Genomic DNA, 25,421 nt, shown 5'->3' with positions numbered 1-25,421 from the left:
CCTATCGGGCCTCGACGACGGCGGTCACTTCGCCTTCGATGTCGGCCTTGCCGCCCGTCGGGCGGGCGATAGTGTGGCCACAGACAGCACACGAAACTTCGCTCGCGGCCTTCTCGAAGAGAGACTGTTCGTTCTCGCAGTCGGGACATTCGACGGTGATGAAGCTTCCTGCCATCGTTACTCCTGGAACTCCAGTCGGCCGGCGCGCCATCCTTCGCGGAGGTGAGCCTTCCCACACTCGCCACAGCGGTACTTGAGGTCCGTCTTCTTGGTGGGCTTGTCGCCACCCGGGACCTTCGAGAACTTCCCGTCGTTCCCGATACCGGAGTTGCGCTCGCGCTGGCGGTCGATCCACTTCATGCCGGTCTGACGGCCGCTACGGACTTTCTCGACCTCGTGTTCCTGGTGCTCGTTACAGTGCGGACAGTACGTGTTGAAGCGTCGTGGCATCTGCATAGATATCGGCCTTACCGAGCGATTTGACGTGGCCGCTTAAAACCCGTTTGGTTCGCACCTGCTGTGTGCCCCACAGTACCGTCCCTGTCACACGACTAACCGCCATATTCAGCCCGTCCGCGTTCCGCCACTGCTCCGGCTACTGGAACCGGGCTGACGGTCCACTAGATTCGATTCGGACTGCCCCGAACACACCTGATTCCGAACCCGAGAGCAGTTCGAGATTCACCGCTTCTCCAGCAGAGAGCGACCGGAGCTTCGTCGCCAGTTCGCTGTCGATGTAGTCCACAACCTCGTAGGTCTCGTCGGCTTCGACGTCCCGGAGTTCCATCCGTCCGTCGTCGTCCATCGGGCTGACGACGACTGAGGCCCGCTCGCACGACCGCTGCTGTTGTTTCAACATACATGACTGTCGCGATTCCGGATATATAAATCTCGGCTATCAGGCTGTTAAGCATCTAGACACGACCGGTAAGAATATAAGGACATCCTAGTTACAGGTAATCCCTCGACGCTCGCTGTCGGTTACTGTGCTGTGTCGCAATCGCCTTCGAAGTCACTAAGTACGCTGTTGGCAAAGGAACGGGCATGAAGAAGCTCATTATCCACGGCGACCCGGGGCTGCGAAAGGGCGGCCGCATCGAGTACGAGGACGAGGAGTACGAGGTGTTCTCGGTCTCGCGGCAGGGCGACTGGCACGGCCCGGACCGGCCACAGCTCTGGTGTACTATCGGCTCGGAGGACGAAGAAGAGACGTTCAAGACCCAGGAATACATTCCGATGCATCTGGACACGGACGACATCGAAGCTGAGGCCGTCACCGTGCTCCGCGAGCGCGCGCCGCCGAACGCCGAGTCCTGAGTGGCCCGCATCGTTCCCTGAAAAATCGCCGTTCGCCAGAATATCCCGCTCCTTTTTCAGAAGTATTTCGGTCGGACCTGGTAGATCGTGACGCCGCCGGCTCGTTTCGCTACGGTCACGCCCTGTAGCTGGTCGACAGTCACGTCACCGTAGCGGGCTCGTTCGGCCGGGCCGACGTAGACGTAGCGCACGTCATATGCTTCGAGGAGGCGGCGTTGCTCGGTCGCGTCGCCGGTGTAAATCGTCTCCACGTCGTCGACGCGGCGGTCGTACACCGTGTCGTTGCGGTACTGGGCCTCGTGGGTCCAGCCCGCGACGGTCGGCAGTCCGGTCAGGCTCGACGGCGCGCTCGCGCCCTTGCCCTCGTTGGCGTCCCACTCATAGTCAGCGGGGGCGGCCGTGACAATGGTTGGCCGGCCCTCCGCTGTCGCATCGAGCCATCGAATCGCTTCGGCTTCTTCTGGATGGTCGTCATCGAGGTATGCCAGCCCGTTTAGTGTGGGCTCTCCCGCGGCGTCGGCGTGATTCGAGAGCGCAAAGACGCCGTACAGCGACGCCGAACAGACCAGCAGGGCGACGAACGCGCGGACGCCGATGTGTACCCACGCTCGCGCGCGGTCGCCGGTCGGCCGCCAACGGGTGAGCAGCCACGCCAGCACGGGGCCGGCGGCGACCCCCCAGAGCACCCACACCTGCATGTACGTCTTGAACACGGTGTTCATCCGGCCGATGTTCTCCCTGACGAAGACGAATTCGACGAGGAAGACCAGACCCGCGCCAGCGAGAATCAGCACGGCTTCGAAGCCAACGGGCCGGTCGCCGCCGTCAGCGAGCGCCGGAACCGCGTCGACGGTACGGTCAAGTGTCGGCGAGCGCGCGAACAGCCACGCGCCGAGCAGTAGCGGGGCGAGCAAGCCGACCGCTGCGATGTCAAGCGTCGCGGCGAGCGCCGCCGTTCCGACGGTCACGAGACCGACGATGCGGGCCGTACTCTGCCCGACAGCACGCCCGGTCTGGGCGTACAGGTACAGCCAGAACGGGGCGACGAACAGGCCGTGGACGGCCAGGAGTTCAAGTAGCGAGGTCCGGTCGGGCAGAACCGCAATCTCGCGGCCGCTCGCCGGGCCAAGCCAGAATGGGAGCGACCAGAGCAGTCCCAGCGCAAGGACGCTGCCAGCGACGGCCAGCCCCATCCCAATCCGAACGCCCTCTTGACCCGGTCCGTTCAGTCGGAGCCGCTGTCCGATATCATCCGGGAGGAGCGTCGTCGGGTCGGCCGGCGCAACGGTGACCGTCAACAGGGCCAGTCCGCCCATCGACGGGAACGACCATGTGTTCGTTACGGCCATGATGCCCGCGACGGCCGGGAGCGCACCGAGAAGCAGTGCGAGCCGTCTCCGGCGTTCGGCGGCCGGCGTCTGGTAGTAGCTGAAACAGAGCGCGGCGGCGAGCAACAGGAAGCCCGTGCTCATCATATGGGCGTGCATGTCGCCGTTGAGCCAGGCAAATAGCGGGAACTCGTCGATGACCAGCGCAGCACCGGGTTCGTACGTGCCGAAATCGGCCGCGCTGTCTTCGATGACACGGCTTGCGTCCCAGTAGCTGAACGAATCCGGCCCCGCCGCGAGCCCTTTCAGTTCGTAACCCGCCCGTTCGGCGACTGTCTGGCGCAGCCCGTCCGGCAGGAGCCAGACGAGGAACTTCGCGGGCGTCGAGAGATTGCTCGCGATGCCGACACAGAACGCGGTGAGGCCGGCGGCCAGTCGCCGTGGAAGGCCGCGCTCACCCGCGACAGCACCAGCCAGTCCGTACGCCGCCGTGATCAGCGTGGCATAAAATCCAGCGAGCGCGAGATTGTACGCGAACTGGCCAGCGGTTCCCGTGATTCTGGTGAGAATCGCCGCGATGAGGTGCCCACCGTAGTAGTATGCGACCGACTCGCCGGCGAACCACATGTCCTCTAGCGGGAGGCTGTCAGCCCGGACCAGCGACTGTAACAGGCCGAAATCGAGGAACTTCTCGCCGCCAATGGGGACGATTGCGGGGTCAAGCGCCCGGATGCCGACGACGAACAGGAACGCGACTGTGAACACGCCGGCTGTCTCCGCGTACGTTCGGGCGTTCGGTCCATTGTCGCTCAGCCAGACAGCCAGTGTACTCACGGCGAGCACGGCGACGCCGAGCCAGATGCCAAGCGTCAGCGAGAGGCGACCGACGAAATAGGTGACCAGCCACAGTATCGAGACGGCGACTGGGACGCCGAAGGCGAGTCCGCGGTCGGCAAAGCGGGGGAACAATAGTCCGGCGACGGTCCCGCCAGCGTACAGTAACAGGAGGTAGAGGGCGAGCCAGGTGGCGAGGAGCCCGTATTCCATCAGTGAAGGGACCGGTTCGCTGGCCTATACGCTTTTTCGTTGCCTCCGGACTTATCAACTGATTAGGTATCAGTAGCTTCGAACTGTTTTTAGTTCCGCCTGTCCGACTACTCGGCAATGTCGCGTTCCGTCGGGGTTGTCCTTCCAGCCTACCGTCCCGACATGGACCAGCTCGGGACCTATATTGCCGCCATTGACGATGCCCTTGCCCCGCAGACCATTGTTGTCGAGCTTGATGCGCCACGAGACGGCGTTCCTGTACAGCTCCGTTCGCTCCCAATCGAAGTTCACACCGTGCCCTATCGCCGCGGGAAAGGCGCAGCTATCACCGCTGGGTTCGAGCGGCTGGAGACCGACGTGCTGGCCTTTGTCGACGCCGATGGGTCGACACCGGTCAACTCACTCGAACGGATACTGGACCCGGTCATCGACAGCCGAACGGACCTCGCTGTGGGCTCCCGCCGTCACCCGGACGCGACGGTCGCCACCCACCAGACGTTTGCCCGACGGTTCCTCGGCGACGGCTTCGCATGGCTTGCCGGCCAGTTGCTTGACGCGCGGTTGTATGACTACCAGTGCGGTGCGAAAGCCATCGACGTGCCCGCGTGGGAGGGCGTTCGCGACCACTTGTACGAGCCCGGCTTCGCGTGGGATGTCGAACTGATCGCCATCGCGGCGGCGCTGGACCTGCGTATCGAAGAGGTGCCGATAGAATGGGAAGACAAGCCCGGCTCGACGGTGTCGCCGATACGAACGTCGATAGACCTACTCGAAGCACTGCTGACGGCTCGCCACCGGTCGAAGCAACTGCGCGATGACCGCCTCCACACGGCCTTGGCCGAACATTTCGACGAGCCAACCGCTCTTATCGAGAAGGACCGATGATGGACATCGAACAGCAGGTTCGACGCATCGTTCCCGACCGGTTCGAGTCGCTCGTATCGGGCGTCCGGTTCGGCCAGTTCGTCTCCGTCGGCGTTGTCGGTGCGATCAGCGACAACACGGTTCTCGCCGTACTCGGCCTGGTTTTCGGTGTCAGCGATATGTGGGCCAAAGCCGCCGGCGTCGAAACGGCGATTCTCGTGATGTTTCTGGTCAACGAACACTGGACGTTCGCCGGCCAGGGTGATGCCGACCGCCGTTCGTTCGCCAAGCGGCTCGGGAAATCCCATCTGGTCCGGTCCGGCGGTGTCGTGGTCCAGCTTGCCATCTACTGGCTGCTCACGCAGTGGTTGACGGTTGAACTCGTTGTCGCCGGAACTGACCTGTGGTTCATTGCCGCGAGCCCACTCGCCATTGGCGTTGCGATGCTGGTCAACTACGTCGCCGAGAGTATCTTCACCTGGCAGGTCCATGCGGACGGGTGAGCATAGCGCGTTACTAACTCACGGACGGCACTCGAATCACAACCCTTAATGAGGGGACCGGACTACGAAGAAGTAGCGGGATGGGATAGCCAGGAGATTCCGGCGGGCTCATAACCCGCAGATCGGTAGTTCAAATCTACCTCCCGCTATCATTTTGCCGAACCCACTCTTCCAGTGCGGCGTTTTACCGCCAAACAACGCTGAGTGCGGCAATTATAGCTGAGAAGATTTGAACGAGAGAACACCGAGTGATATGAGGTGTTCGCGTTGTTCAACTCTATCTCCCGCTATATTCTGTCGCTCACAAATTCGTGGGTGACTGGCGTATTCAGTAGATCTGAAGAAAGTCACAAGCGATCGAAGAGAGCGGCGTGAACGTGGTTCAAATCTCTCTCGCGTTGTAGACTGCGTTCAGCCTGTTCACCGCTGTTGCTCACTGCCGTGGAGATACCCTTCTCTGGCCGCCGTGAGTATCCGGTACAGTGTGGCGACCAGCGCAACAACGAGCAACACGCTAAGGACCTGTGTAGGCGTGTTCTGCGTCTTGAACGCCCATGGGAGCGCCAGCGCTACCAACTGGACGGAAACGATAAGTCCGGCGAGGGTCGTGACGGCGACCGACAGATACCGGGCACCGCGCTGAAATGGGCCGCCGCGGTCCATCGCCTCGAAGCCGTATCGCTGTACCATCGCCCCTTCCAGCGCCAGCCAGAGCGCCAGCAGTACAGCCACACCGAATCCGACGGTTCCGAGCGGGTCCGAAATCGTGAGCGCCGTTAGTCCAGCGACAATTCTGCTCGCGCCGACGAGCAATGCGAACGCCAGTGGCCCAAGCAACACAAGCGAACTGAACAGGACGGCGAAATCCCCTGCAAGGGATCGAATGGGGGGAGACACAACAGCTAGTGTCGGTCCAGAATTTTGTAAGGCTACTGGTAACTACTGGCGGCCCGCTTCCGAATCGCTACAGGAACCGTATTAACAGCCGCCCTAGTCGTCGCCGTGCTCGTCGACGATGGTGACCTCGCCGTCGATGACCTGAACGTTGATCAGCGTCTTGGCGTCGTACCCCGCTTCGTCGAGCTTGTTCGTCCCGTCGGCTTTCTTGATGACACAGACGATGTCACGGATGTCCGCGCCGATGTCTTCGAGCGCGCCTGTAAGTCCGGCCAGCGTCCCGCCGGTCGAGAGCACGTCGTCAAGGACGAGGACCTGATCGCCCTCGTACACGTCGTTGACGTACATTTCGCTCTCGGAATAGCCGGTTACCTGAGACAGTGACACTTCCCCGTCAAGCCCGTACTGACGCTTGCGGACGACGACGAGTGGGATATCGGTCATCAGCGAAACGGCTGTGGAGATGTGGATACCCATCGCCGCCGGTGTGACGATCTTGTCGACGTCGTCGAGCTCTGCCTTCCGGATGATCTTGATGACGATTTCGCGCAGAAGTTCCGGTCGAAGCATCGGGACCCCGTCGCTGATGGGGTGAACGAAGTAGTGATAGCCTTCCTTCTCGATAATTGGCGCTTCGAGTAGGGACTTCTTGAGTCGGTCCATGCTGGCGGTACTACAAGCCCGTACTAAAATTCTCCGTCACCGACTCAGTAGAGCGCCAGCAACTCACCGAGCGCTCGCATCATCGGCAGGAGGTGTGCATCCCCCAGCGCGTAGTACTCGACGCTCGTCAGCAGTAGGAACACAGCCGCCACACCTGTTGCGGCACCGAGAAGCACTGCACCGACCTGCCCTGCTCGGCCTTCGGAGCGACCACAAAGTGCCCAGATACCGAGTGGGACAGCGATGCCAACCGCGAGCAGCGCGTGCAACTGGAACGCCTCGCCGATGCCGTTCACCGTCAGCGCGACAAACATCACGGTCACCTGGCCGCCGATCAACACTGTCCCCGCAACTGTCCAGAGGAATGTGTACCAGTGGTTCGCGAGGCTCTTGCGTACCGCTGGGAGCCGCACGAGCAGATACACGCCGAGTGGATAGAGCGGGAACAGATACCGGGCAGTCACCTGTGCGTGCAGTGGTAAGCGGGTGTTGTACAGGAGGATGACGCCGACGAACGCTGTTATGGCGAACGCGTCCACGACACGGCCGGCGCTGAGTGTCCGGTCAGCCATCAACGATGGCAGACGCAGCCGTCGGACGACTGGGAGTGCACCGACCATGGCGACGAGAATCGGCGCGGATTCAAGCAGTGAGAGATTGACGGATTCCTCACCAGCCTTATCGAGCGTCCGGCTCGCGCTTCCTGACCGGACAAACGCGTGATACACGTCATCTGGTTGTTGCTGTAGCGCTTTGAATCCCGAAACAAGTTCGCCGCCCAGCAGTGACAGTGGCTGCATCCCGCTTTCGAGGGCACCAAACAGGGGTGCCAGCGATGTAAGCAACCCACCAGAGCCACCACTGCCGCCGCTACCGCCGCTACGGCCGCTACCGCCGCCACCGCTTGCACTGCTCGCAGTACTGTCGCCCAGGGAGCCACCGCGGGAAATCAACCTCGGGGGCTTCACCGGGGAACCGGAGATGGCGATATTCGTGATCAAGAACGGCAGCAGGGAGAGTCCGAAGACGACACCGATACGAGCCAGCGTTCGGGGGCTGTTGTCCGGGGCCGTCGGGATATCGACCAGTGCCAGGGCAACACAGAGCAGGAGCGCTTCCGGAGCGTGTACCCATGCGTACAATCCCACCAGCGCGTAGGCGAGTGCCCGGAAGGTCTGCCGCTGCGTGATAACTGCCCCGTCTGCTGGCTTGCGACTCCGATAGAGGCAGTACGCGACGCAGACGACCACTGTCCCGGTGACGGCGTGGCGCTTCGGCACCGACGCCCAGAAGGCCAGTGGCGTCCCGGCTGTGAGCACCACGGTGCTCAGGAGCCCCAGCCGACGTGTTTGAACCCGGCTGAGGAGCCGATAGAGTACCACCGGCGTGAACGCTGCGATGAGGAGGTGCGTCAGTTGCAGCGCGTATAGATGGGTCTGGCCGGCGTCGAGCGGCTGCGCCAGCGTCACGTTCAGCCCGAACAGTCCCAAGACAGTGACGGTACCACCGTAGAGGAGCCAGTCACCGTCGGTGTAGTAACTGCACTGGACCACCAGCGCTAACAGCGCGAGCGACCAGAGCGCGACCAGCGCAATGCGGAGCTCGACGATGGTGGTGAGCAGGTCAAGCACGAACACGAGCGGCAGCGAGAGGACAATGACACCGTAGTTTCGCGCGTACCACTTGCCGCCGTAATTATTTGCCCCCGGCGTCTCTAGTCCGGGCCCGTAGGCCGCTTCAGTCATCGCTAGCTGTCCGTTTGAGAGGCTGTACAGCCCATTCGCCAGCGTGTAGGAATCGTTTATCAGGAACGCCGTCCGCCACACCAGCCCAAACAGCACGACTGTCGCGAGGAACACGGTCAGGCCGAGCCGGTCGCCAAACAGCACAGCGTACGTCGTCTCGCGGGTGTTTGAGAGGGCGGGTGTCCGCTGTCGGAGACGCCCGACGAACTCCGCCGCCGTCATTCGACCACCGATATCGTGATGTTGCGCGTCGCCACCACGCCGTGGCCCGCCCCGTCGCGCTTGCTCACGATCACTGTGCCGGTGTACTGCTCGTGTTCTATCTCCCCGTCGGTGAACGTGTCCGACGCCAGCGTCAGGTCGTACGTGTCACCGGCTGAGTCGTCCAAGAAGTGATTCGTCGTCCGCGTGTACCCCGGTTCCTCGATGGTGAGTTTGTAGACGAGTGTCGGCCGTCCGGTCCGATTCGCGAACTGTATGCGAACCGGCGGCGCATCGAGGTAGTAGCTCGCCGCGCCGTAGGACCCCTTCTCAATCGTTACTTCGTCCGGCATTTCAACTGTGGAAACCGTGACATTGCCAGACTCGAGTGTGACCGACTCTGGCTCGGATGCCAGTGTCACGCCGGGGACCAGCGGGCCGGACAGGAGTGTGACACCGAGTATAATGGCTATCACACTGGTAATAACAGCCCGCGTTCTTTCCATTGTTACCAGTCACTAGATATCTGGGGATAAAAGTGTCGTGACGACTTCTCGTGTTTGATTCTGCACCAACTCTCGGTCAGGAGACTCACGCCGACTCAGGTAATGCTGCCGCTTACTGAATGAAAAACAAAGATTGTGAGCCGGATTATGCGTCTGGGCCGCTGTCCTGAGCGAGCGTTGCAGAGGTGTCGCCTTCGACAGGTTCGTAGACGACTCGGAGATCATACGTAGCATCTACTGAAATTGATGTTGACTGACCTGCCGAAATCTCAGAACCGTCTGCTGCACCACTAGAGAAGCTATTCCAAGTGCCGGCTGAATCGGCACCTCCATTACTACCAAACTCACCGCGGACATAGATTTCTTGAGCCTCGATAGCATCTCCGCCATCGTGGGTGATCGTCAGTTCGTTAGTACCAGTGCTCGGTGGACCCTCATACTCGAAGCTGAAGCTAGCCTGCGGCGTGGCCTGCTGCGCCTGGTCACCGAGACCAAGCACGAAGGAGGCAATTACTGCGGCCAGAATGACCGTGATTGCGACCATCAGGATGACCCCGATGACCGGCGACACTGCGTCGTCGTCGTGGATGAGTTGTTTGATATCCATGGTTTGTTCGACGCACACCGCAAGCGTGACCCGAGTAGTACCACCCTATACAGCGAAGGATGTCCTTACTGGCTCGCGGGGTGTGCTGCTTCAACCACATGAGAGGGGCCCACTTATACACACAGCACGTTTTATCCGTTCAACGTCGCCTTGAAAGACTTCAAGGCTGGCTGTACCGCCGAAATTCGATATGGCGGTGCGTGGATAGTTCAGCGGTAACTGAGACAAACGAAACAATACAGTCCGTGAAATAAACAGGAGCTTAGTTGTCGGACTCGGCTTCCTGGGCCACATACTCGGTCAGTGTCATCTCACGACCGGCGTAGGTGTGATAGCCCGCGGAGACGCTGAGTACAACCGCGATCAGCGTGGCCCAGACCAGCGGCGGAATTGCCGTGAAGGGATAGACGCCGACCCAGAGGATCGTCACGATTGCCAGACTGACCGCACCGAGCGAGAGGTAGTACTCGCGCCAGGGGAACTCGCTTCCCGGCACGATTTCGAGATAGACGGTGAGTTCCTCCGTGTGTGCAGTCTTGGAGATCGTCCCGTTTTCATCGTCGTAGTTGATGATACCCGTCTCGTCCATTCGCGGGAGATGGGACTGCTGTAACGTGGTGTAAACGCGCTTTCGTTGCGCGCTTGTGACCTCGCTGTTCGGGCAGTCGTACTCCTGTGCCGCGACGTGTGACGCGAGGTCGCCGAGCTGTACCGGCCCATCGTTTTCCCGGAGGTACTGGAGCGTGTAGCGATGCCGCTCGTTCTGTAGGACGTCGAATATCTCGCCTTTGGAAAGGTCATTGTCTACTGCAGACTCCGACCGTTCTACCTGCTTACTCATGTCATAGCACCAACCTTTCACCCCTCGCAGGGAATACAGCTAAATCCAGAGTGTTCATCGGTTATAAATTCGCGGATATGACTGCCGGAAAAAACAACACGCTCGCGAGGTTATGCGCTCGGTCCGGATGCAGTTGCGAGGGTCGCGGAGTTGTCGCCATTTGCAGACTGGTAGACTACGTTAAGTGTGAAGCTGTCACCGCTCACGCCTACATTAACTGAGTTACCAGCAACTACTTTACTGTTACTCCCAGTGGCTTGACCAGAGGGCCACACCGGGTTATCTGCATCATTAACTTGGCCTACACTGGTATCAACATCCCCTCTGAAGTAGAGGTTGGTCGCTTTAATCGAGTCCCCACCTTCATGAGTGACCGTTACAATCTCGGTGCCATCATATTCCGTACTAAAGCTAGCCTGTGGAGCCGTGTTACTGACCTGATCGCCCAGACCGAGGACGAATGTTGCGATAACGGCTGCAAGGATGACCGTGATTGCGACCATCAGGATGACCCCGATGACCGGCGACACAGCATCGTCGTCGTTGAAGAATCGTTTGAGTTCCATTGTTGTGTCCGCACGCATCAACAGGTCGCCCTGTTATGCCGTGCTTATCGAATCGTGGCTATGGAGATATATAAGTCTGCACCTGTATTATCAGAACGTGTAATTACCCTGTCTGTTAACAGCTATTCTGGGGTGTTTGAAACCGGATGCAGCCGATCAGGTCTGCAATTATCACAGAATATGTTTTTAGACCTTCACGAAAGGGCCAGCAGTGCCACTGTAACGAATACCGCGAGAATGAGGATGCTGAGTCCGATGCCGGCTCGCATCGGATGCACGAGAGTGTCGTCGTCGCGGAGCCCCGAAATCACGTCGTTCGGGGATGTCACTGCCCGCGTGACGACGCTCGTGGCCTGCACCACTGCGCGGTCCACGGCGGCGTACAGTTCGGTCACACCGACAACGAGCCCGCGGGAGCCATAGAAGACGGCGGGGTTGTACAGCGAATCGATGTCTGGGACGCGGCCGAGTTTCGAGAGGGGCTTCTTTGTCACCGCGAAGCCAAGCAGTCCGAGAACGGCTAGAACGACTCCCTCGATGAGGTGGGGAACAGTGTACGTTTTGTAGACGTGGTCAACGACGGCCTCACTCGTCACGTCGAACGGAAGGATGGTGAAAAGCGCCGTGTCGTACACACCGTAGATGACACAGAGCGCAGCCACGGACACCATTGCCACGCTCTGCAGGCGGTTCGCGTCCGGGACGCTGCTGTCGTACTCGCCGTGGAAGAACGCGTAGTAGCCGAACTTGATGAACGACATGAACGTGCCAACGCCGCCCAGCAGTAGCATCCACTCGAGCGTATAGAACTCACCGAGCGGGAGCGGTCCCTTTCCGAAGGTGTAGTGGCTCCCGGAGATAATGATCCCCTTGCTGACGAACCCGTTGAACCCGGGGAAGCCGGCGATAGACAGCGCAGCGACGGAGAACGCCCCAGCGGTGATGGGCATCTCTCGCCAGAGGCCGCCGAGTTTCTTCAGGCTCTCCGTACCGGTCCGGTAGATGACGACACCGGCGGTCATGAACAACAGGCCCTTGTAGAGGATATGGTTGAACACGTGGGCGAACGCGCCGGCCTGTGCGAGCGAAGTTCCGATACCAACGCCGGCGACCATGTACCCGACTTGTGACTGGATGTGATACGAGAGGAGCCGCCGCATATCGTTCTGGAACAGCGCGAACAGCGCGCCGAAGATAGCCATTCCGCCGCCCATGTACGCGATGGCCTCGTGGCCGTTGGGGAACGCGCGGTACATCCCGTAGACGCCGGTCTTGGTCGTGAACACACAGAGGAATACGCTGGCGGCGATGTGCGGGCGCGGATAGGTGTCTGGCAGCCACGCGTGCAGGCCGATGAAGCCGACGTTGACGCCGATACCGATCGCGGCCAGCGCGGCGGCCAGCCCGGTCGTAATACCGGCCGTTTCCGGCCCGCCCGGCACTGACGCGAACAGGAACGTCTCCACATTGACGTAGTGCCGGAGGATGGCGGCCATCAACAGCGTGCCGCCCAGCCCGTGCAGCAGAGCATACCGGAACCCGGCCCGGACCGCCTTACCGCCGTAGTGCCACACTAGGAGCGTGCTCGTGACGGCCATCAGCTCCCAGAAGAAGATGAGCGTCAGCCAGTCGCCAGCGAAGACGGCTCCGAAACTGGTCGCGACGTACGAGAGGGCGTACCCTGTCTGTGTCGTGTTGGCCTCGCTGGCATAGGAGTAGAGCACGGCGACCGCGGCGATGAGCCCGAAAATGATGCCCATCAGCCGCGAGAACGGGTCGACGTTCAGTAGCACGGCGTCGAACCCGAGGAACTGGGTCTGGAGATGTGCGCCCTCCGGGACCGCAAGTGCCCACGGCACCGCGAGCGCGGGCACGAGCGCGCCGACCGCGTGTCCGGCACGCCGCGGAAGCCGGGACACGGCGATTGCCAGCGCCAGTAGTACGACGACTGGCGGAACCGCTGTAAGCATCGACATTACGCCATCACCCCCGGCAGATTACCGACGATAGTGTCGACGATTCGCAGGAAGACAGCCGTGTACGGCACTGTCCCTAGCAGGAGCGACAGCGTGGCCGCGGTGAGGATCGGCCCGAGCATGAACCACGTACTTTCGCCGCCGCGCCAGCCGCGGTCGTCCCAGCCCCCTGCGGGCGGGCCGCCATGGTGTTCGTGTTCCTCATCGTGTTTCCCGAGGTGGTCGACGTGTTCTGGCTTCGGCACCTCGCCCTCGTCGGAGTGACCGTCGGCAACATCCGATGCGTGGTCATTGCCGCCGTCGGCTCGAACCTTGTCTTGCCCGCCAAGCGGCCCCCCGATGAGTGGCTTCTCGTCGTGCCCGTCCGGTGATTCGAAGTACGCCTGATAGACGATTGGCCAGAAGTACGCGATGTTGAGGACACCGGAGACCAGCAACGCGGCGGCGAAGACGAGCCCGCCATTGAGGCTGAGCGCACCGATGACGAGATACCACTTGCTGACGAAGCCAGCGACCAGCGGAATTCCGGCCATCCCAGCCGCAGCGACGGCAAAGGCGGCCATCGTCAGCGGCATCCGTTTCCCGATGCCGGCCATGTCGCTGATGTCGTCGGTGTGGGTCTCGACGTGTATCGCGCCGGCACAGAAGAACAGTGTCAGTTTCATGAATGCGTGTGCAGGGATGTGGAGCAGGCCGCCCGTCAGTGCCTGTCCGTGGAGCAGTCCCAGCCCGAGCACGATATAGGAGAGCTGGCTAATCGTCGAATACGCCAGCCGCCGCTTGAGGTTGTCCTGTCTGAGCGCGATGATACTCGCGGTCAGGAGGGTAAAGGCCGCAATCGCGGCCAGCGGGAGGCCGACGCCGAGTTGCTCCATCGTTCCGGTCCCGTACACGTCGAGAACGACTCTGGCGATGCCAAACACGCCGCTTTTGACGACCGCGACGGCGTGTAGCAGGCCCGACACCGGCGTCGGCGCGACCATCGCATCCGGGAGCCAGGAGTGCACCGGCATCAGTGCGGCCTTGACGCCGAAGCCGGCTGCCAGCAGGGCAAACGCCGCCCGTGCCAGCGTCGGGTCGGCCGTCGCGAGACCTTCGAGCCCGCCCGGCGTGAACGCGGTCGTTCCAGCGAGGACGAACACCAGCACCGTCCCGCCCAGCACGGCGACGCCGCCGCCGAAGGTGTACGCAAGGTACTTCCGACCGGCGGCGCGGGCCTCGTCCGTCTCGTCGTGGGTGACGAGCGGGTACGTCGACACTGTCAGCAGTTCGTAGCAGACGAACAGCGTCAGCAGGTTCGAGGCGAAGGCGACGCCGATTGCCGACGCGAGGCTGGCAGCGAAGGAGGCGAAATAGCGTGTCTGGGCGTGCTCGTCAAGGCCGCGCATGTAGCCGATGCTGTAGAAGCTCGTCACGATCCACAGCAGACTCGCGAGCAGGCCAAAGAGAAGCCCGAGCGCGTCGACGCGGAACGCCAGTTCGATCCCGGTGGCCAGCTGCCCGAAAGAGAAGACGTACCGCATCCCCGACAGGACGCCGGGGACCATGCTCGCGACGATAGCGAACTTCGCGACTGCCACCGTGATGGTCACCCCCTCCCGCACGTTCGGACGACGTTTGAGCGAGAGAATCACGGGGATGGCCACCGCGGAGACGAGGATTGCAAACAGCGGTCGAAGTGATGTGATATCAGTCATTGGTTTAGCAGGGGTGGAAGCGTCTCTCGAAGCACCTGTTCGAACGCTGGTACGGCTGCAGTCAGCGCGACCGCGAGCGCAGCCGCGATGACGACGACGGCGATCATCCCGAACGAGACTGCCTGTCCGCTCCCATCTGTTACGGGAGCCTCGTCAGGCTTCGAGTGGATGGTCGCCTCGGCGAAGTAGAGCCGCTCGACGAGGCGGGCGAAGTACGCAAGCGTCAGCAACGTACTCGCGAGCAACACGGTCACAACGGCCCAGTTCTCGGTGTTGACTGCGCCGAGGACAATGTACCACTTGCCGACGAAGCCGACTGCCGGTGGAACGCCGACCATCGCCAGCGAGAGCACGGCGAAGGCAAACGCCGAAACCGGGACGCGGCTCCCCATCCCGGCGTAGCCGTTCACCGTCGTCGCGCCCGTCTTGCGCTCGATAATGCCCGTCGCAGCGAACAGCCCGCCCTTCATTACCGCGTGGCCGAGCAGGTGAACGGTCGCGCCGACGACGGCCAGTGGGGTTGCGATGGCGAATCCGGCGATGACGAGGCCGAACTGCGACACCGAGGAGTACGCCAGCATCCGCTGGACGCTGTCCTGCGAGACGGCGAGCGCACTTCCCGCGATGATACTCACGCACGCCAGCCCGACCAGCGCCCAGCGAGCGACGGGCACGGCCGCCAGGAACTCCACGGTGAACACGGAAAACAGCAGGCGGGCGAGCGCGTATGCCGAAACCGTCGAGACAAGCGCTGAAATGAACGCGCTCACCGTATCCGGGGCGTTCGCGTAGGCGTCGGGCTGCCAGGTGTGCAAGGGGAACAGAGCGACTTTCACCGTCAGCCCGCCGACCATCAGCCCGAACGCGGTCAGGACGAGCGTCGAGTCGTAGGCCGCCATCTCTCCGAGTTTGGTCGCCAGGTCAGCCATGTTGAGCGTGCCCGTTGCCGCAAGCAGGTAGCCGATGCCGAGCAGGTACAGCGAGGCCCCGACGGTCCCGATGATGAGGTACTTCAGCGCCGCGACGGCGGCACTGGCGTCCCGGCCACTCGCTACGAGGCCGTACGCCGCAAGCCCCGTGATTTCGAGGAACACGTAGAGATTAAACACATCGCCAGTGACCGTCATGCCCGTCAGGCCGGCAACCAGCAGGAGGTACAGTCCGTAGAAGGGGCCCGAGTGCGGGCCGGCCTGCCGAGCGTACGCGAGCACGCCGAGTGACACGACAGCCACGAGCAGGGCGACGGCACCGGAGAGCCCGTCGACGACGAGTTCGATGCCGTACGGGGCGGCGAAACCACCGACCGCATAGGACACAGTCCCATTTGTGCCGACGGTCCACGCGAGCAGTCCGGCCAGACCGGCCTGCCCGAGGAGTGTCACCGTCGCGACGGGCCACCCGGCCCGGTCGCTCACGAGACTCGCGGCCAGCGGTATCGCACCGCCGACGATCGGCAGGACAACCAACAATACGGGGAGTTGTTCAATCATAGTAGAGCTGTTTGAGCTTGTCTTCGTCCAGCGTACCGTACTCGGTGTAGATCCGGATGATAAGCGCCAGCGCCACGGCGGTCAGGCTCACCCCGACAACGATAGCGGTCAGGATGAGGACGTGTGGCAGCGGGCTGACGTACGGCCCACCCCCTTCCTTGATTATCGGCGGGTTCCCGCCGGTCCGGAACGCGAGCGTGATGAAAAACAGGAAGATGCCCGTCTGGAAGATGTTCATCCCGATGACTTTCTTCACGAGGTTCCGGGACTCGATGAGCATATACAGGCCGATACCGAGCAGGAGCATCACCGCGAAGTAGTTGTAATGTGAGTTCAGCAGTTCAAACATTAGCTCTCATCCTCCGGTTCGTCGACGGCGTGGCCGAACCCCGCCGCAAGCAGGAAAAAGAGGCCGATAGCAACGCTAGCGACGATACCACCGATTGCCAGTTCGACGAGCTCGATGGCGTAGGCGACCACGTGCGAGATGAACTGTTCGTACAGGTGATATTCGAGGAAGTTCCCACCCAGGAGAATCGTTCCCAGCCCGATGGCTGCGAACGTGAGCACGCCGCCGGATGCGAGCGCGGCGACGACACGGACGTCGAGCCACTCCCGCGCCGCGTCAATCCCGTAGGCAAACGCGAGCATCATTACGACCGACCCCGCGATGACCCCACCCTGGAACCCACCGCCGGGGGAGTTTGCCCCGTGGAACATTACGAACAGGGCGAAGGTGAGCACGAACGGCGCGACAACGCGGACCGTCGTCATGATGATGGTACTCTCGACGTACAGCCCGGTTCGCTCGTCGGCGCTCATGCGAACACCTCCTGTCTGAGGACGGTCAGCGCTGCGACCCCGGCTGAGAAGACCACGACAGCCTCACCCAGCGTGTCGAACCCACGGTAGGCCGCGAGCACCGCCGTCACACCGTTTTTCACTTCGGTGTCCGCGTACGCGTTTTCGAGGTAGTACTGTGTTACCTCGCCGCTGACGACGGGGTTTGCCGCGCCATCCGCCCCGACGGCGGGCAGCGCTGGAACGGTCGCAATCATAACGACGACGAACCCGCCGACCAGTACGACGGTCCGGGCGCTGATCGACTCGAACAGGCCGTTTTCCTGTGGCCGAACAGTGTTTGCCAGCGCCAGAATGAACAGTATCGTCATGATGCCGGCCCCGACAGCCGCTTCGGTCAGCCCCACGTCGGGGGCCTCAAGCATCACCCAGATAATGGAGATACCGAGGCTGTAGGCGGCAAACGCCATCAGTGACGCCAGCACGTCACGGAGTACGGCCGCGCCGATAGCACAGCCCAGCACGAACACCAGCAACACTGCCTCGATGAGTGAGAGGCTCATGATTTGTCCTCCTCATCGCCGGTAGTCCACGGCTCGATGCCCTGATCCTGTGCCGCCCGGGCGATGGCGTGGGCGGCGGTGGGGTTGGTCAGAAACATAAACACCAGCAGGAAGACAGCCTTGATCGTCGCGAGGTCGGTCTGAATCGCGAGTGCGGCGGCCCCGATAGCGAGGACGGCCCCCAGCGTATCACTTTTCGATGCCGCGTGAGCGCGTGTGTAAACGTCAGGAAGCCGGACAATGCCGATCGAGGCGACGCCGCCGAAGAACGCGCCGATCAACGCGAGCGCGACAATCGCCCACTCTGTTGGCGTCATAGCACACCCCCGTGCTCGACGTTGAACTTCGAGAATGCTATCGAGAGCAGGAAGTTCAGCAGGGCGTACACGAGCGCGATGTCGAGGAACAGCGGCTTATCGAGCGCGCCGGAGACGAGCGCGATCGCGATAACGGTGTTCGTCCCCATCACGTTGACCGCGATAACTCTGTCGTGGTCCGTCGGTCCCGCAAACACGCGGTACAGCGACACGATGGCGAACATGACGAACGCGCTCGCGATTGCCAGCAGCGCCACCTCGAACTCAATCATCGTCGGCCACCTCCGGGTCGCCAATGTCACTCTCGACTGTGTTGTCGTCCCCCTGTCCGCGCTCGCGCGGCGAGGGAATGGCTGCTGCCTCCCGGCCGTAGAAAACGAACCGGACAGCTCGTTCGAGGCCGCCGTCAAACAGGTCCTCGCGCGAACTACCGGTGAGCGAGTGGATGTCGAACGCCTGCTGGGAGACACTGACGGTGAGCGTCCCGGGCGTCAGCGTGATGCTGTTTGCCAGCGTCGTCACCGCTCCGTCACCCCAGATCGCGGCCTCCAACTCGACCATTTTGGGGTCAATAGGCAGCGACGGGTGCAAGACGACGTACGCAATTTCGAGATTGGCGACGGCGATTTCCTTGAGCAGGTACGGGACGTAAATCGCGAACCGGGCGAGTTGCCTCGGAATCCGGGTCAGCGACGGCTGGCGACTGAACGCGATCGGCGCAAGCAACGCAGTGACGATCGTCGCTGTTATCGCACCAGTGAGGAAATCCAGCGGTTTGTACGAACTCAACAGCAGGTAAAACAGATACGACGCTCCGAAAATGGTGAGATACTTCGGGAGCGTCGCGGCGCGGGCGAGTGCGGTCGACCGTGCCGGTCGCTCGACGGGTGCGGTCTCGACCTCGATATCGCCCCGGACGAGTTCGACTTCGAGCGGCCGAAGCATCGGCGTCGTGCCGCCCGGGTTGAACTCCGGATCGAGGACGACCCGTTCGATGCTGTGTTCGTCGGCGTAGGCCAGAATCGCGTCGGCGTAATCGCCGGGACTGAACAGGTAGCGGTCAGCACCGATGACGCCCAGTTCAACCTCGAGGTTCGACGGTGGGGAAGTACCCAAGTCTTCGTCGAGCCAGACATCGATGCGGTCAAGCAGGTCCTTGGCTTGGCCGAGCTCCGTCTGTGCGTCGGGGTCAACGGCGCGTGTGCTTGCGACGGCGACGAGGTGCAGCGATATCTGTTGTTGCCCCTCTCTGGCCGCCGATTCGGCCTGTTCAACGGCGTAGGCGACGGTGTTCCGGACCGTCACCGAATCAGCTACTGGCACGAGCAGGCGACGGGGTGGTGGTACAGTCACAGTATCTGTTTAGAAACTCCGAATAGGCGGTTCGTCGGGCAGTACTGTCGTTATCGGACCGGAGCAACGGAACACGCAAAACTATTTCGTAATCGGTTACGCGCTCAGTCACGACTGGACAGATGGTCACCGAGTTCGTTGGCGACACGGGCACCCAGACCCTGTTTTTCCCCAACGTACTCCGTAGCCGCGTCTGCGTCGACAAGCAGGGCGCGCGTCTCGTCGTCGCCCATCACGCTCGCGTCGTTGGCGACCACGAAGGCCAGCCCGGCCCGCTCGCGTATCTCGCGGGCGCGCTCGACCAGGGTTTCGTCGTCGCCTTCGGTTTCGACTTTGAATCCGACTATGGGAAGGTCCGGGTGGTCTGCCCGAACAGTGTCGATGAGCTTCGGCGTTGGTTCGAGCGTCAGCGTCAGTTCTGCCTGTCCGCTCTTGATCTTCTCGGGAGCCTGCTCAACGGTGTAATCTGAGATAGCGGCTGCCGAGATCAGCGCGTCAGCGGAGTCGGCGACCCGCCGGGTAGCCGCTGTCATCTCCGCGGCGGACTCGACCCGCTCGACAGTCGCGTAAGGAACGTCCGGTCCGTCGTGGACCAGCGTCACGTCGGCCCCGCGGACGTAACAGGCCCGCGCGACCGCCCGTCCGGTCCGCCCCGAGGATCGGTTCGAGAGCGTCCGAACGGGGTCGACTGATTCCGTGGTCGCGCCCGCGGTCACAACGACGTGCTCGTCGGCCAGCGGCCGGTCGCCCGCGGCCCGGGCGGTCGCTGTGACGATGGCCTCCTCAGTTGCGATCTTGGCTTTCCCCTCCTCGATTCGCGGGTCAACGAACTCGACGCCCCAGGACGCGACGCGGTCAATAGCGTCCAATACACCGGGGTGGTCGTACATCGGTTCGTGCATCGCCGGCGCGACGACGACAGGCACGTCAGCACCGAGTGCGGTCGTCACACACGTCGTTACGGGCGTGTCGTCAATTGCCGCGGCGACCTTGCCGACGGTGTTTGCCGTCGCCGGTCCGAGCAAGAGCACGTCCCCCCAGCCCGAGCGCCCGCAGAGGTCGACGTGCTCGACACTGCCTGTGATTTCGGTAACGACCTCGTTGTCCGTCGCGAACTCAAGCGCCCACGGATGGATGATGCCCGTCGCGCTGTCGGTCATCACGGCCCGAACGGACGCCCCCTGTCGTCGGAGTTCGTGTGCGACTTCCACCGTCTTGACGGCCGCGATAGACCCCGAAACCCCCAGAACGACGTTGACTCCGGTCAGCATACCTGCGGGTTCGCGGTGCGGGGGTAAAAGCCCCTGTCTCTCCGGCGGCGCTAATCGCTGTCGTCGGCAGTCCGCTTGCCCCGGCTGCCGCTCCTGTCACCGCTGGTGTGTGGTCCCTCCTCATGTGCGTTCAGTGCGAGGGCGAACGCAGCTATCGCCAGCAGGACCAGTCCGAGCGCGAGTACCGAACTGAATGAGAGCCCGGCCGACGTGGTTGGAACCGCGACCGGGATGAGCACGTATCGAACGAACAGCACGAGGAGGATAGCCCCGGCGAGGACGGCCGCAGTTCCGGTGACGTGAACGAACTCGCTGTCCGTCGTTTCGGCGTCCCGGCCCAGTTGCTGCCCGATACTGCTGGCGTGCGCGCCGGCGTCCCAGACCAGTAGCGCCGCCGCGCTTCCGACGAGGACGAGTATCGGTGCGAGTCCGCGCTCAGCCCCGAGCAAGGTCATGACGAACAGCAGCCCGCTTCCGGTCGCGAATCCCGCCACCCGTCGCGACAGTACCTCTGCGCCGACTAGTTCGGCCAGCAGCGTGATGAGACCGCGGAGGACGGCGACCGAAATCAAGACGCCGAGCAGCAATAGGGTAGCCGAGCCATAATGGCCGCCTCCGGTAAACGTGGGCGCTACTCGCCGGGTCACGCCGGCGGCAGTAAGGGCCAGTGCGCCCAGCAGCAGTCCCACAGCGGCCACGATACTGCCGGTCTGCCGTGCCAGTGACTGTCCGGGGTCGTCCCCGAGCCACTGTAGTAGCCACTGCCGGAGCCGTTCGACGATGAGGATAGCCAGTAACGCCAGAATCCCGGCTGCAAGGGGGAGATGGAGCGGGCCACTGAAGGCGACCTGAAGGGCCGATCCGAGCACTGGGAGACTGTCGAGGAAGCGGTCAAACAGCATCTGCGCCGTCGGAACAAACGCCACGAGCAACTGCAGGCCAACGGCGGCCTTGAGCGGGGTGTCGATGTCCCACCAGTTTGTCCCCAGCAAGTCCAGTCGTTCGAGCGCCCGGTCGGTCGTCGCTGTGGGTGCCGGAACCCACGACTCCAGCGTCTCCGTGGCCCGGTCCAGCAACAACAGGGCAAGCAGGACCCCGGCCTGTAGCGTCACGAAGCCCACGAGCGGGTGGAGAGAGAAGCCAGTGACAACGCGAACAAACACCCAGGGGAGCCTGACGGCAGTGGCGACGGCACAGACAATTGTGACGATGACGCCAACCACCAGTACCACGAAACTCTCATCAAGCATTGCCGAGAGTTCGTCCGTCGCATCGGCCGGCGGCACCAGCCCGCTACTCGCGTCGATGACGACGAGTGTGGCGGCCAGCGGGAACCCAAGCGCCACAACGAGCGACCAGTAGTCAGTCGCCAGTAGCGCGGTCCCACAGAACACGCCTGCGCCGATGATGATGAGGATACTGCCGCCAGCGATGCGCTCGCGGGCCTCGCTGCGGAGCGCCCAGACCCCGGCAGCGATACAGAGCCCGCCGCCGAAGCCGGCCAGCACTGGTATCGGGTCCACGACAGCGAGGCCGAGGACGAGCGAGACGAGCACTGCGACCGTTCCGGTCAGCGCCGCGCTCGACGCCGCCGGTCGATTGTCGAGTGCCGTCATGCCCACCGCTCCGTTGCACGAATGAGGGCTTTCGCGAGCGGTTCCGTGGGCGTCCAGTCGACAACTCGAACTGTTCCTCGAAGGGTGTCGAGGCGGGCCGTTCGGTCGATTCGCTCGACGGTACGTCCCGGACTGTCACCGCCCGTCATGTCTGGGCTGACGACCGTGACTGCGTGTCCGTACGCCGCGAGTCGTTTTGCCGCATCGGCCGCCCGGTCGTCGAGCAGGGGCGTACAGAACACGACCTGTGACTCGCTCGGAATCGAGCGGTCGAGTGTCGCCACCGCATCGCCGCCGTCGGCGATTCCGTAGCGGTCTGCCATTTCAGTCGACGACTCCGCCGGCCGGGTTCGGGTGTTGGTATCGAACAGCCACGAATCGCGAGTCCCAGAGGGCCCGGTGGCCGACCCGCTCACAACACCCTTCAGGAACCTTTTCAATCGCTGTTCCTGTGCCCGGTTGGCCGATGGCTGTAGTGTCTCGCCACTGTCGTAGACGGCGGCACCGACGCGGTTGTCCATCCCTAGAAGCGCCGAGCCGACCTGCTGGGCCGCGTAGGCACAGAACTGGACAGCCGTGGGCGCGTTTGCCTCGCCCGCAACGGAGTGTCGGGAATCGACGAGCGTGATGACGGTGGCTGCTCGCGTCTCCTTGAACTCGATTGTCGCGAGCTCGTTCGTCTTCGCGAGGCGGTTCCAGTCGACGCGGCTCATCGGGTCCGAGGACTGGTGCTCGCGGATAGCGTAGAAGGCAAGCCCGTTCCCGCCGGCGTCTGTCGGGATACGCCCGGACTGGGAAAGCGTCTGGCCCGAGAGCGGAACGGTGTCCACACTGGCACTACACGAGAGTCTCGTCTCGACGGTGACCTGCTCGGCGAACTCGACGGTCCCGGTCAGGTTCCGGCAGACGACCGCCACGTCGGTGAACGCGTGGTCACCGCGCCGGGCGTCGACCGTGTAGGTGACTGAATCTGACGCCCCGGCTTCGAGATGGGTTCCGAACCGCGGGGAGCCGTCGACGACCTCCAGCCGCTCCGGGACGCCGTCGAGAACGCGAATGTCAGGCAGCGTCGCGTCCCCGTCGTTCGTGAGCGTCAGCGTCACTGTCACCTCTGAGCCGGGGAGCGGGTCAATCGGTTCGACGTGGCGCTCGATTGTGAGCGTCGGCTCCGGGTCACCGATGGCCGCCTGATAGGCCGCGTACACCAGCGCCACCGCTGCGACCATGAAAATCACCGGGTTCCCGGTGATGATACCGGCCCCGCCGGCCACCAGCGCGGCCGAGACGCCGACGTTGCGCTGGGTTGTTTCACGCGTTCTCACGCGTGTTCACCCCGCTGGAGGCGGCGTATTTCGGCCGTCGCCGCCTCGACCTTCCGGTCGAACCCCTCGCCGCTGGCCCAGTCCCGTAGCTGCATCTCGATTGGCGGGTCAGGCGCGTCCGGGCCGCCGAGGAAGGTGGCTGCCCGGCGGTTGTCCGTCCACGAACCAGTGCGGACGTCCCGGGCCGCCGCCTCCATCGACATCTCCGCCGTTTCGACCAGCATCTGTCGCGCGGCCTCACGGAGCCTGTTCCTGATTTCCGACGCATAGCTCGCTTCGAGGCCGTTGTACGGGTCGACGCGTCCGTCGATTTTCTCGAGCAACTCGTCGATATCGTCGCCGATCAGTTCGCCGGATTCTGCCTGTGTCGCTTCCGGTTCTAGCAGTTCATCGAGCAACTCCGTCGATCTGTCGCCTGTCTCGTCGTCACCATATGGGTCACGCGGCTGGCTCCCCTTTATTGGCGGCAGAGTGGAATCCTGTGTCCGAACAACCGTGTACAGGCCGAAAACGCCGATTACGGCAGCGCTGACGCTTGCAACAAGCTGTAGTTGTCTGGCCGTTCCGCTCCCGACATCCGGAAGCACTGAGGGGAAAGTAACGACGAACACTGCCCCAGCAAGCGCGGCGAGTCCCAGCAGGGTGTACTGGACGAACCTGCGCCCCGGTGCCGGGCGGTCAACACTGATATCGATGGTTGCGCTGGCAGTTTCCCCCTGTTGTGATTCAGCATCACTCATCAGTCGTCACCCCTTCCAAGGAGTTCTCTGAGAGCGGCACGAGCCGATTCTGTTCGGTCCCCGGTCGCCGACCGCCCGCCGTATTCGACCTCCCGAAAGAGGACAGTTAGCCGGCGCACGGGCTCGGCCGGAAGTCCACTGTCGATAGCCCGGCGGGCGCACTCCCCGGGCGTCGCCGTCTCGGGGTCCGACACTGACACGCGGTCAGCTAGCAGCGCCCAGGCTTCCTGCACCGACAGTGAATCGATGTCCGGCCCGTCATCCGTCTCACTCGTTGATTCGGTGGCCGTCGACTGTCTTTGCTCCGAGTCCGACGAGCCAAACAGCAACGGGCTGTCGACGCCACTCCGAACGGAGGCAAGGAAGCCACCGGTTCCGCCGAACCCGCTGAGGGCTCTGAACGGCGCGACTGAGAGCGACCCGAACGCACTCGGCAGGCCGGCGACTCCCCGCAGTGACATCGTGCCGACCGACCCGACTCCCGTCGACAATCCGGCCAGGATACCGCCGGAGACAGCACTGATACCGGCCCCGACTCGTGAGAGCGCCGCCGATCCCGAGAGCAACGCGGTGGTCGTTACCTTCGGAATCCGGCCGATAGTCCGCCCAATCGTCCCGTTCGAAACTGTCGAAACGACTGTCTTGGCCAGGTTGCCGATGATAGGGTGCAGTCGGAGTCCAACGTCTGTCCACCCGCCACCCTCCGCGTTCGATGCGGCCCGGATAACGCCGACTGCAACGATACCGAACCCGCCGATCAGCGCCAGCCCGAACAGCTTCACCAGAATGGGTGACCCACTGTCTTCCCCGTCGCCGGCCGCCGGCGTTTCTGTCGCTGTCTCCGTGGGTGTTGGCGTCGCCGCCGGCTCATCGTTTGTCGCCTGTGGCGTCGTCGCTGCCCTATCGCTCGTCGCTACCGGCGTCGGCCCACCGTCGATTTCGTCGGGCCCTGTTCCGTCGGGCGTGGCCGGCCCGCTCGCTCGGCTGTCGAGGGGGCCGCTTGACTCGAATTCGACGCCGATTGCGCCGGGAAACAGCGCCGTGCCGAACAGAACAGCGACTGCACAGAGGAGGGCGAGGGCGGCACGCACCAGCTTTGTTGACACTACGAGACCGTTTCCAGCGACAGAGTAAATATTTTCCCTCACTGTGTGACTGTCCGAACAGAAAACCTTTCATTCGCTGTGGAT

Annotated in this window: 28 protein-coding genes and 1 tRNA gene; 4 read left to right on the top strand and 25 right to left on the bottom strand. The window is 62.8% G+C overall.

Features of this window, described 5'->3' with window-relative positions:
- Position 1: 1 nt before the first annotated feature.
- The 3 genes from BDK61_RS15430 to BDK61_RS15420 form a co-directional block, all read right to left on the bottom strand.
- Positions 2 to 175: a 30S ribosomal protein S27e gene (locus tag BDK61_RS15430; protein ID WP_004963588.1), complete on the bottom strand. Its 174-nt coding sequence runs from the start codon at positions 173 to 175 to the stop codon at positions 2 to 4.
- A gap of 2 nt (positions 176 to 177) precedes the next feature.
- Entirely contained in the window at positions 178 to 456 is a 279-nt protein-coding gene (locus tag BDK61_RS15425; protein WP_004593654.1) for a 50S ribosomal protein L44e, read from the bottom strand.
- A 139-nt stretch (positions 457 to 595) separates the two neighbouring features.
- Positions 596 to 859 carry a hypothetical protein gene (locus BDK61_RS15420; protein WP_004963586.1) on the bottom strand — a complete coding sequence of 88 codons (264 nt, stop codon included), beginning with the start codon at positions 857 to 859 and terminating at the stop codon, positions 596 to 598.
- A gap of 185 nt (positions 860 to 1,044) precedes the next feature.
- On the opposite strand from BDK61_RS15420, the gene BDK61_RS15415 reads away from it, so the two are divergent.
- Entirely contained in the window at positions 1,045 to 1,317 is a 273-nt protein-coding gene (locus tag BDK61_RS15415; RefSeq protein ID WP_004963583.1) for an HAH_0734 family protein, read from the top strand.
- 56 nt (positions 1,318 to 1,373) lie between these two features.
- Here BDK61_RS15415 and BDK61_RS15410 read toward each other — a convergent pair whose 3' ends face one another.
- Positions 1,374 to 3,692 carry a DUF2298 domain-containing protein gene (locus BDK61_RS15410; RefSeq protein ID WP_121303671.1) on the bottom strand — a complete coding sequence of 773 codons (2,319 nt, stop codon included), beginning with the start codon at positions 3,690 to 3,692 and terminating at the stop codon, positions 1,374 to 1,376.
- 117 nt (positions 3,693 to 3,809) lie between these two features.
- Between BDK61_RS15410 and BDK61_RS15405 the strand changes: the two genes are divergently transcribed.
- The 3 genes from BDK61_RS15405 to BDK61_RS15395 all read left to right on the top strand — a co-directional run bounded on the left by BDK61_RS15405 (position 3,810) and on the right by BDK61_RS15395 (position 5,208).
- Positions 3,810 to 4,577: a glycosyltransferase gene (locus BDK61_RS15405; RefSeq protein WP_121303670.1), complete on the top strand. Its 768-nt coding sequence runs from the start codon at positions 3,810 to 3,812 to the stop codon at positions 4,575 to 4,577.
- On the top strand, positions 4,577 to 5,059 hold the full coding sequence (locus BDK61_RS15400; protein ID WP_121303951.1) for a GtrA family protein: 483 nt from the start codon (positions 4,577 to 4,579) through the stop codon (positions 5,057 to 5,059). The genes BDK61_RS15405 and BDK61_RS15400 overlap by 1 nt, the downstream gene beginning before the upstream one ends.
- Positions 5,060 to 5,133: 74 nt before the next feature.
- Positions 5,134 to 5,208 (top strand) — tRNA-Met (locus BDK61_RS15395).
- Positions 5,209 to 5,479: 271 nt separating this feature from the next.
- Here the strand turns inward: BDK61_RS15395 and BDK61_RS15390 are convergent.
- The 21 genes from BDK61_RS15390 to BDK61_RS15290 all read right to left on the bottom strand — a co-directional run bounded on the left by BDK61_RS15390 (position 5,480) and on the right by BDK61_RS15290 (position 25,337).
- Positions 5,480 to 5,956: a hypothetical protein gene (locus BDK61_RS15390; RefSeq protein ID WP_244209811.1), complete on the bottom strand. Its 477-nt coding sequence runs from the start codon at positions 5,954 to 5,956 to the stop codon at positions 5,480 to 5,482.
- 93 nt (positions 5,957 to 6,049) lie between these two features.
- Complete coding sequence (gene hpt / locus BDK61_RS15385; RefSeq protein ID WP_004518711.1) at positions 6,050 to 6,619, bottom strand: hypoxanthine/guanine phosphoribosyltransferase; 570 nt, start codon at positions 6,617 to 6,619, stop codon at positions 6,050 to 6,052.
- Positions 6,620 to 6,663: 44 nt separating this feature from the next.
- Positions 6,664 to 8,586 (bottom strand): hypothetical protein, encoded by a 1,923-nt coding sequence (locus BDK61_RS15380; RefSeq protein WP_121303668.1) that lies wholly within the window; start codon positions 8,584 to 8,586, stop codon positions 6,664 to 6,666.
- Positions 8,583 to 9,071, bottom strand: a complete 489-nt coding sequence (locus tag BDK61_RS15375; RefSeq protein ID WP_121303667.1) for a hypothetical protein — start codon at positions 9,069 to 9,071, stop codon at positions 8,583 to 8,585. Before BDK61_RS15375 ends, BDK61_RS15380 begins: the two co-directional genes overlap by 4 nt.
- A gap of 145 nt (positions 9,072 to 9,216) precedes the next feature.
- On the bottom strand, positions 9,217 to 9,678 hold the full coding sequence (locus tag BDK61_RS15370) for a type IV pilin (protein ID WP_121303666.1): 462 nt from the start codon (positions 9,676 to 9,678) through the stop codon (positions 9,217 to 9,219).
- Positions 9,679 to 9,940: 262 nt separating this feature from the next.
- Positions 9,941 to 10,519: a DUF7344 domain-containing protein gene (locus BDK61_RS15365; protein WP_121303665.1), complete on the bottom strand. Its 579-nt coding sequence runs from the start codon at positions 10,517 to 10,519 to the stop codon at positions 9,941 to 9,943.
- A 110-nt stretch (positions 10,520 to 10,629) separates the two neighbouring features.
- Positions 10,630 to 11,085, bottom strand: a complete 456-nt coding sequence (locus tag BDK61_RS15360) for a type IV pilin (RefSeq protein WP_004963554.1) — start codon at positions 11,083 to 11,085, stop codon at positions 10,630 to 10,632.
- Positions 11,086 to 11,279: 194 nt separating this feature from the next.
- Positions 11,280 to 13,061 carry a Na(+)/H(+) antiporter subunit D gene (locus BDK61_RS15355; RefSeq protein ID WP_121303664.1) on the bottom strand — a complete coding sequence of 594 codons (1,782 nt, stop codon included), beginning with the start codon at positions 13,059 to 13,061 and terminating at the stop codon, positions 11,280 to 11,282.
- Positions 13,061 to 14,758, bottom strand: coding sequence for a cation:proton antiporter (locus BDK61_RS15350; protein ID WP_121303663.1), 1,698 nt, complete (start codon positions 14,756 to 14,758; stop codon positions 13,061 to 13,063). Before BDK61_RS15350 ends, BDK61_RS15355 begins: the two co-directional genes overlap by 1 nt.
- Positions 14,755 to 16,248, bottom strand: coding sequence for a monovalent cation/H+ antiporter subunit D family protein (locus tag BDK61_RS15345; RefSeq protein WP_004963546.1), 1,494 nt, complete (start codon positions 16,246 to 16,248; stop codon positions 14,755 to 14,757). Before BDK61_RS15345 ends, BDK61_RS15350 begins: the two co-directional genes overlap by 4 nt.
- The gene (locus BDK61_RS15340; protein WP_004963545.1) at positions 16,241 to 16,597 is read right to left on the bottom strand and encodes a cation:proton antiporter subunit C; all 357 of its coding nucleotides are present in this window, start codon (positions 16,595 to 16,597) and stop codon (positions 16,241 to 16,243) included. Before BDK61_RS15340 ends, BDK61_RS15345 begins: the two co-directional genes overlap by 8 nt.
- On the bottom strand, positions 16,597 to 17,070 hold the full coding sequence (locus BDK61_RS15335; protein ID WP_004963542.1) for a Na(+)/H(+) antiporter subunit B: 474 nt from the start codon (positions 17,068 to 17,070) through the stop codon (positions 16,597 to 16,599). Before BDK61_RS15335 ends, BDK61_RS15340 begins: the two co-directional genes overlap by 1 nt.
- Positions 17,067 to 17,612: a DUF4040 domain-containing protein gene (locus BDK61_RS15330; protein ID WP_004963540.1), complete on the bottom strand. Its 546-nt coding sequence runs from the start codon at positions 17,610 to 17,612 to the stop codon at positions 17,067 to 17,069. The genes BDK61_RS15335 and BDK61_RS15330 overlap by 4 nt, the downstream gene beginning before the upstream one ends.
- Positions 17,609 to 17,929, bottom strand: a complete 321-nt coding sequence (gene mnhG / locus BDK61_RS15325) for a monovalent cation/H(+) antiporter subunit G (RefSeq protein WP_011224857.1) — start codon at positions 17,927 to 17,929, stop codon at positions 17,609 to 17,611. Before mnhG ends, BDK61_RS15330 begins: the two co-directional genes overlap by 4 nt.
- A complete protein-coding gene (locus tag BDK61_RS15320) occupies positions 17,926 to 18,201 on the bottom strand; it encodes a cation:proton antiporter (protein WP_121303662.1) in 276 nt (91 codons plus the stop codon). The genes mnhG and BDK61_RS15320 overlap by 4 nt, the downstream gene beginning before the upstream one ends.
- A complete protein-coding gene (locus tag BDK61_RS15315; protein WP_241244091.1) occupies positions 18,194 to 19,234 on the bottom strand; it encodes a monovalent cation/H+ antiporter subunit E in 1,041 nt (346 codons plus the stop codon). The genes BDK61_RS15320 and BDK61_RS15315 overlap by 8 nt, the downstream gene beginning before the upstream one ends.
- A 152-nt stretch (positions 19,235 to 19,386) precedes the next feature.
- A complete protein-coding gene (gene coaBC, locus BDK61_RS15310; protein WP_121303661.1) occupies positions 19,387 to 20,553 on the bottom strand; it encodes a bifunctional phosphopantothenoylcysteine decarboxylase/phosphopantothenate--cysteine ligase CoaBC in 1,167 nt (388 codons plus the stop codon).
- Between the two features lie 50 nt (positions 20,554 to 20,603).
- On the bottom strand, positions 20,604 to 22,169 hold the full coding sequence (locus BDK61_RS15305; RefSeq protein ID WP_121303660.1) for a DUF7519 family protein: 1,566 nt from the start codon (positions 22,167 to 22,169) through the stop codon (positions 20,604 to 20,606).
- Positions 22,166 to 23,491: a DUF58 domain-containing protein gene (locus tag BDK61_RS15300; protein ID WP_121303659.1), complete on the bottom strand. Its 1,326-nt coding sequence runs from the start codon at positions 23,489 to 23,491 to the stop codon at positions 22,166 to 22,168. The genes BDK61_RS15305 and BDK61_RS15300 overlap by 4 nt, the downstream gene beginning before the upstream one ends.
- Positions 23,488 to 24,231, bottom strand: a complete 744-nt coding sequence (locus BDK61_RS15295) for a DUF7269 family protein (RefSeq protein WP_121303658.1) — start codon at positions 24,229 to 24,231, stop codon at positions 23,488 to 23,490. The genes BDK61_RS15300 and BDK61_RS15295 overlap by 4 nt, the downstream gene beginning before the upstream one ends.
- Complete coding sequence (locus tag BDK61_RS15290; RefSeq protein ID WP_244209810.1) at positions 24,231 to 25,337, bottom strand: DUF4129 domain-containing protein; 1,107 nt, start codon at positions 25,335 to 25,337, stop codon at positions 24,231 to 24,233. Before BDK61_RS15290 ends, BDK61_RS15295 begins: the two co-directional genes overlap by 1 nt.
- Positions 25,338 to 25,421 lie beyond the last annotated feature (84 nt).

Origin of the sequence: Haloarcula quadrata, from assembly GCF_003634715.1 — an archaeon.
Lineage (GTDB): Archaea > Halobacteriota > Halobacteria > Halobacteriales > Haloarculaceae > Haloarcula > Haloarcula marismortui.
This window is presented reverse-complemented; position numbering and strand designations above follow the sequence as displayed.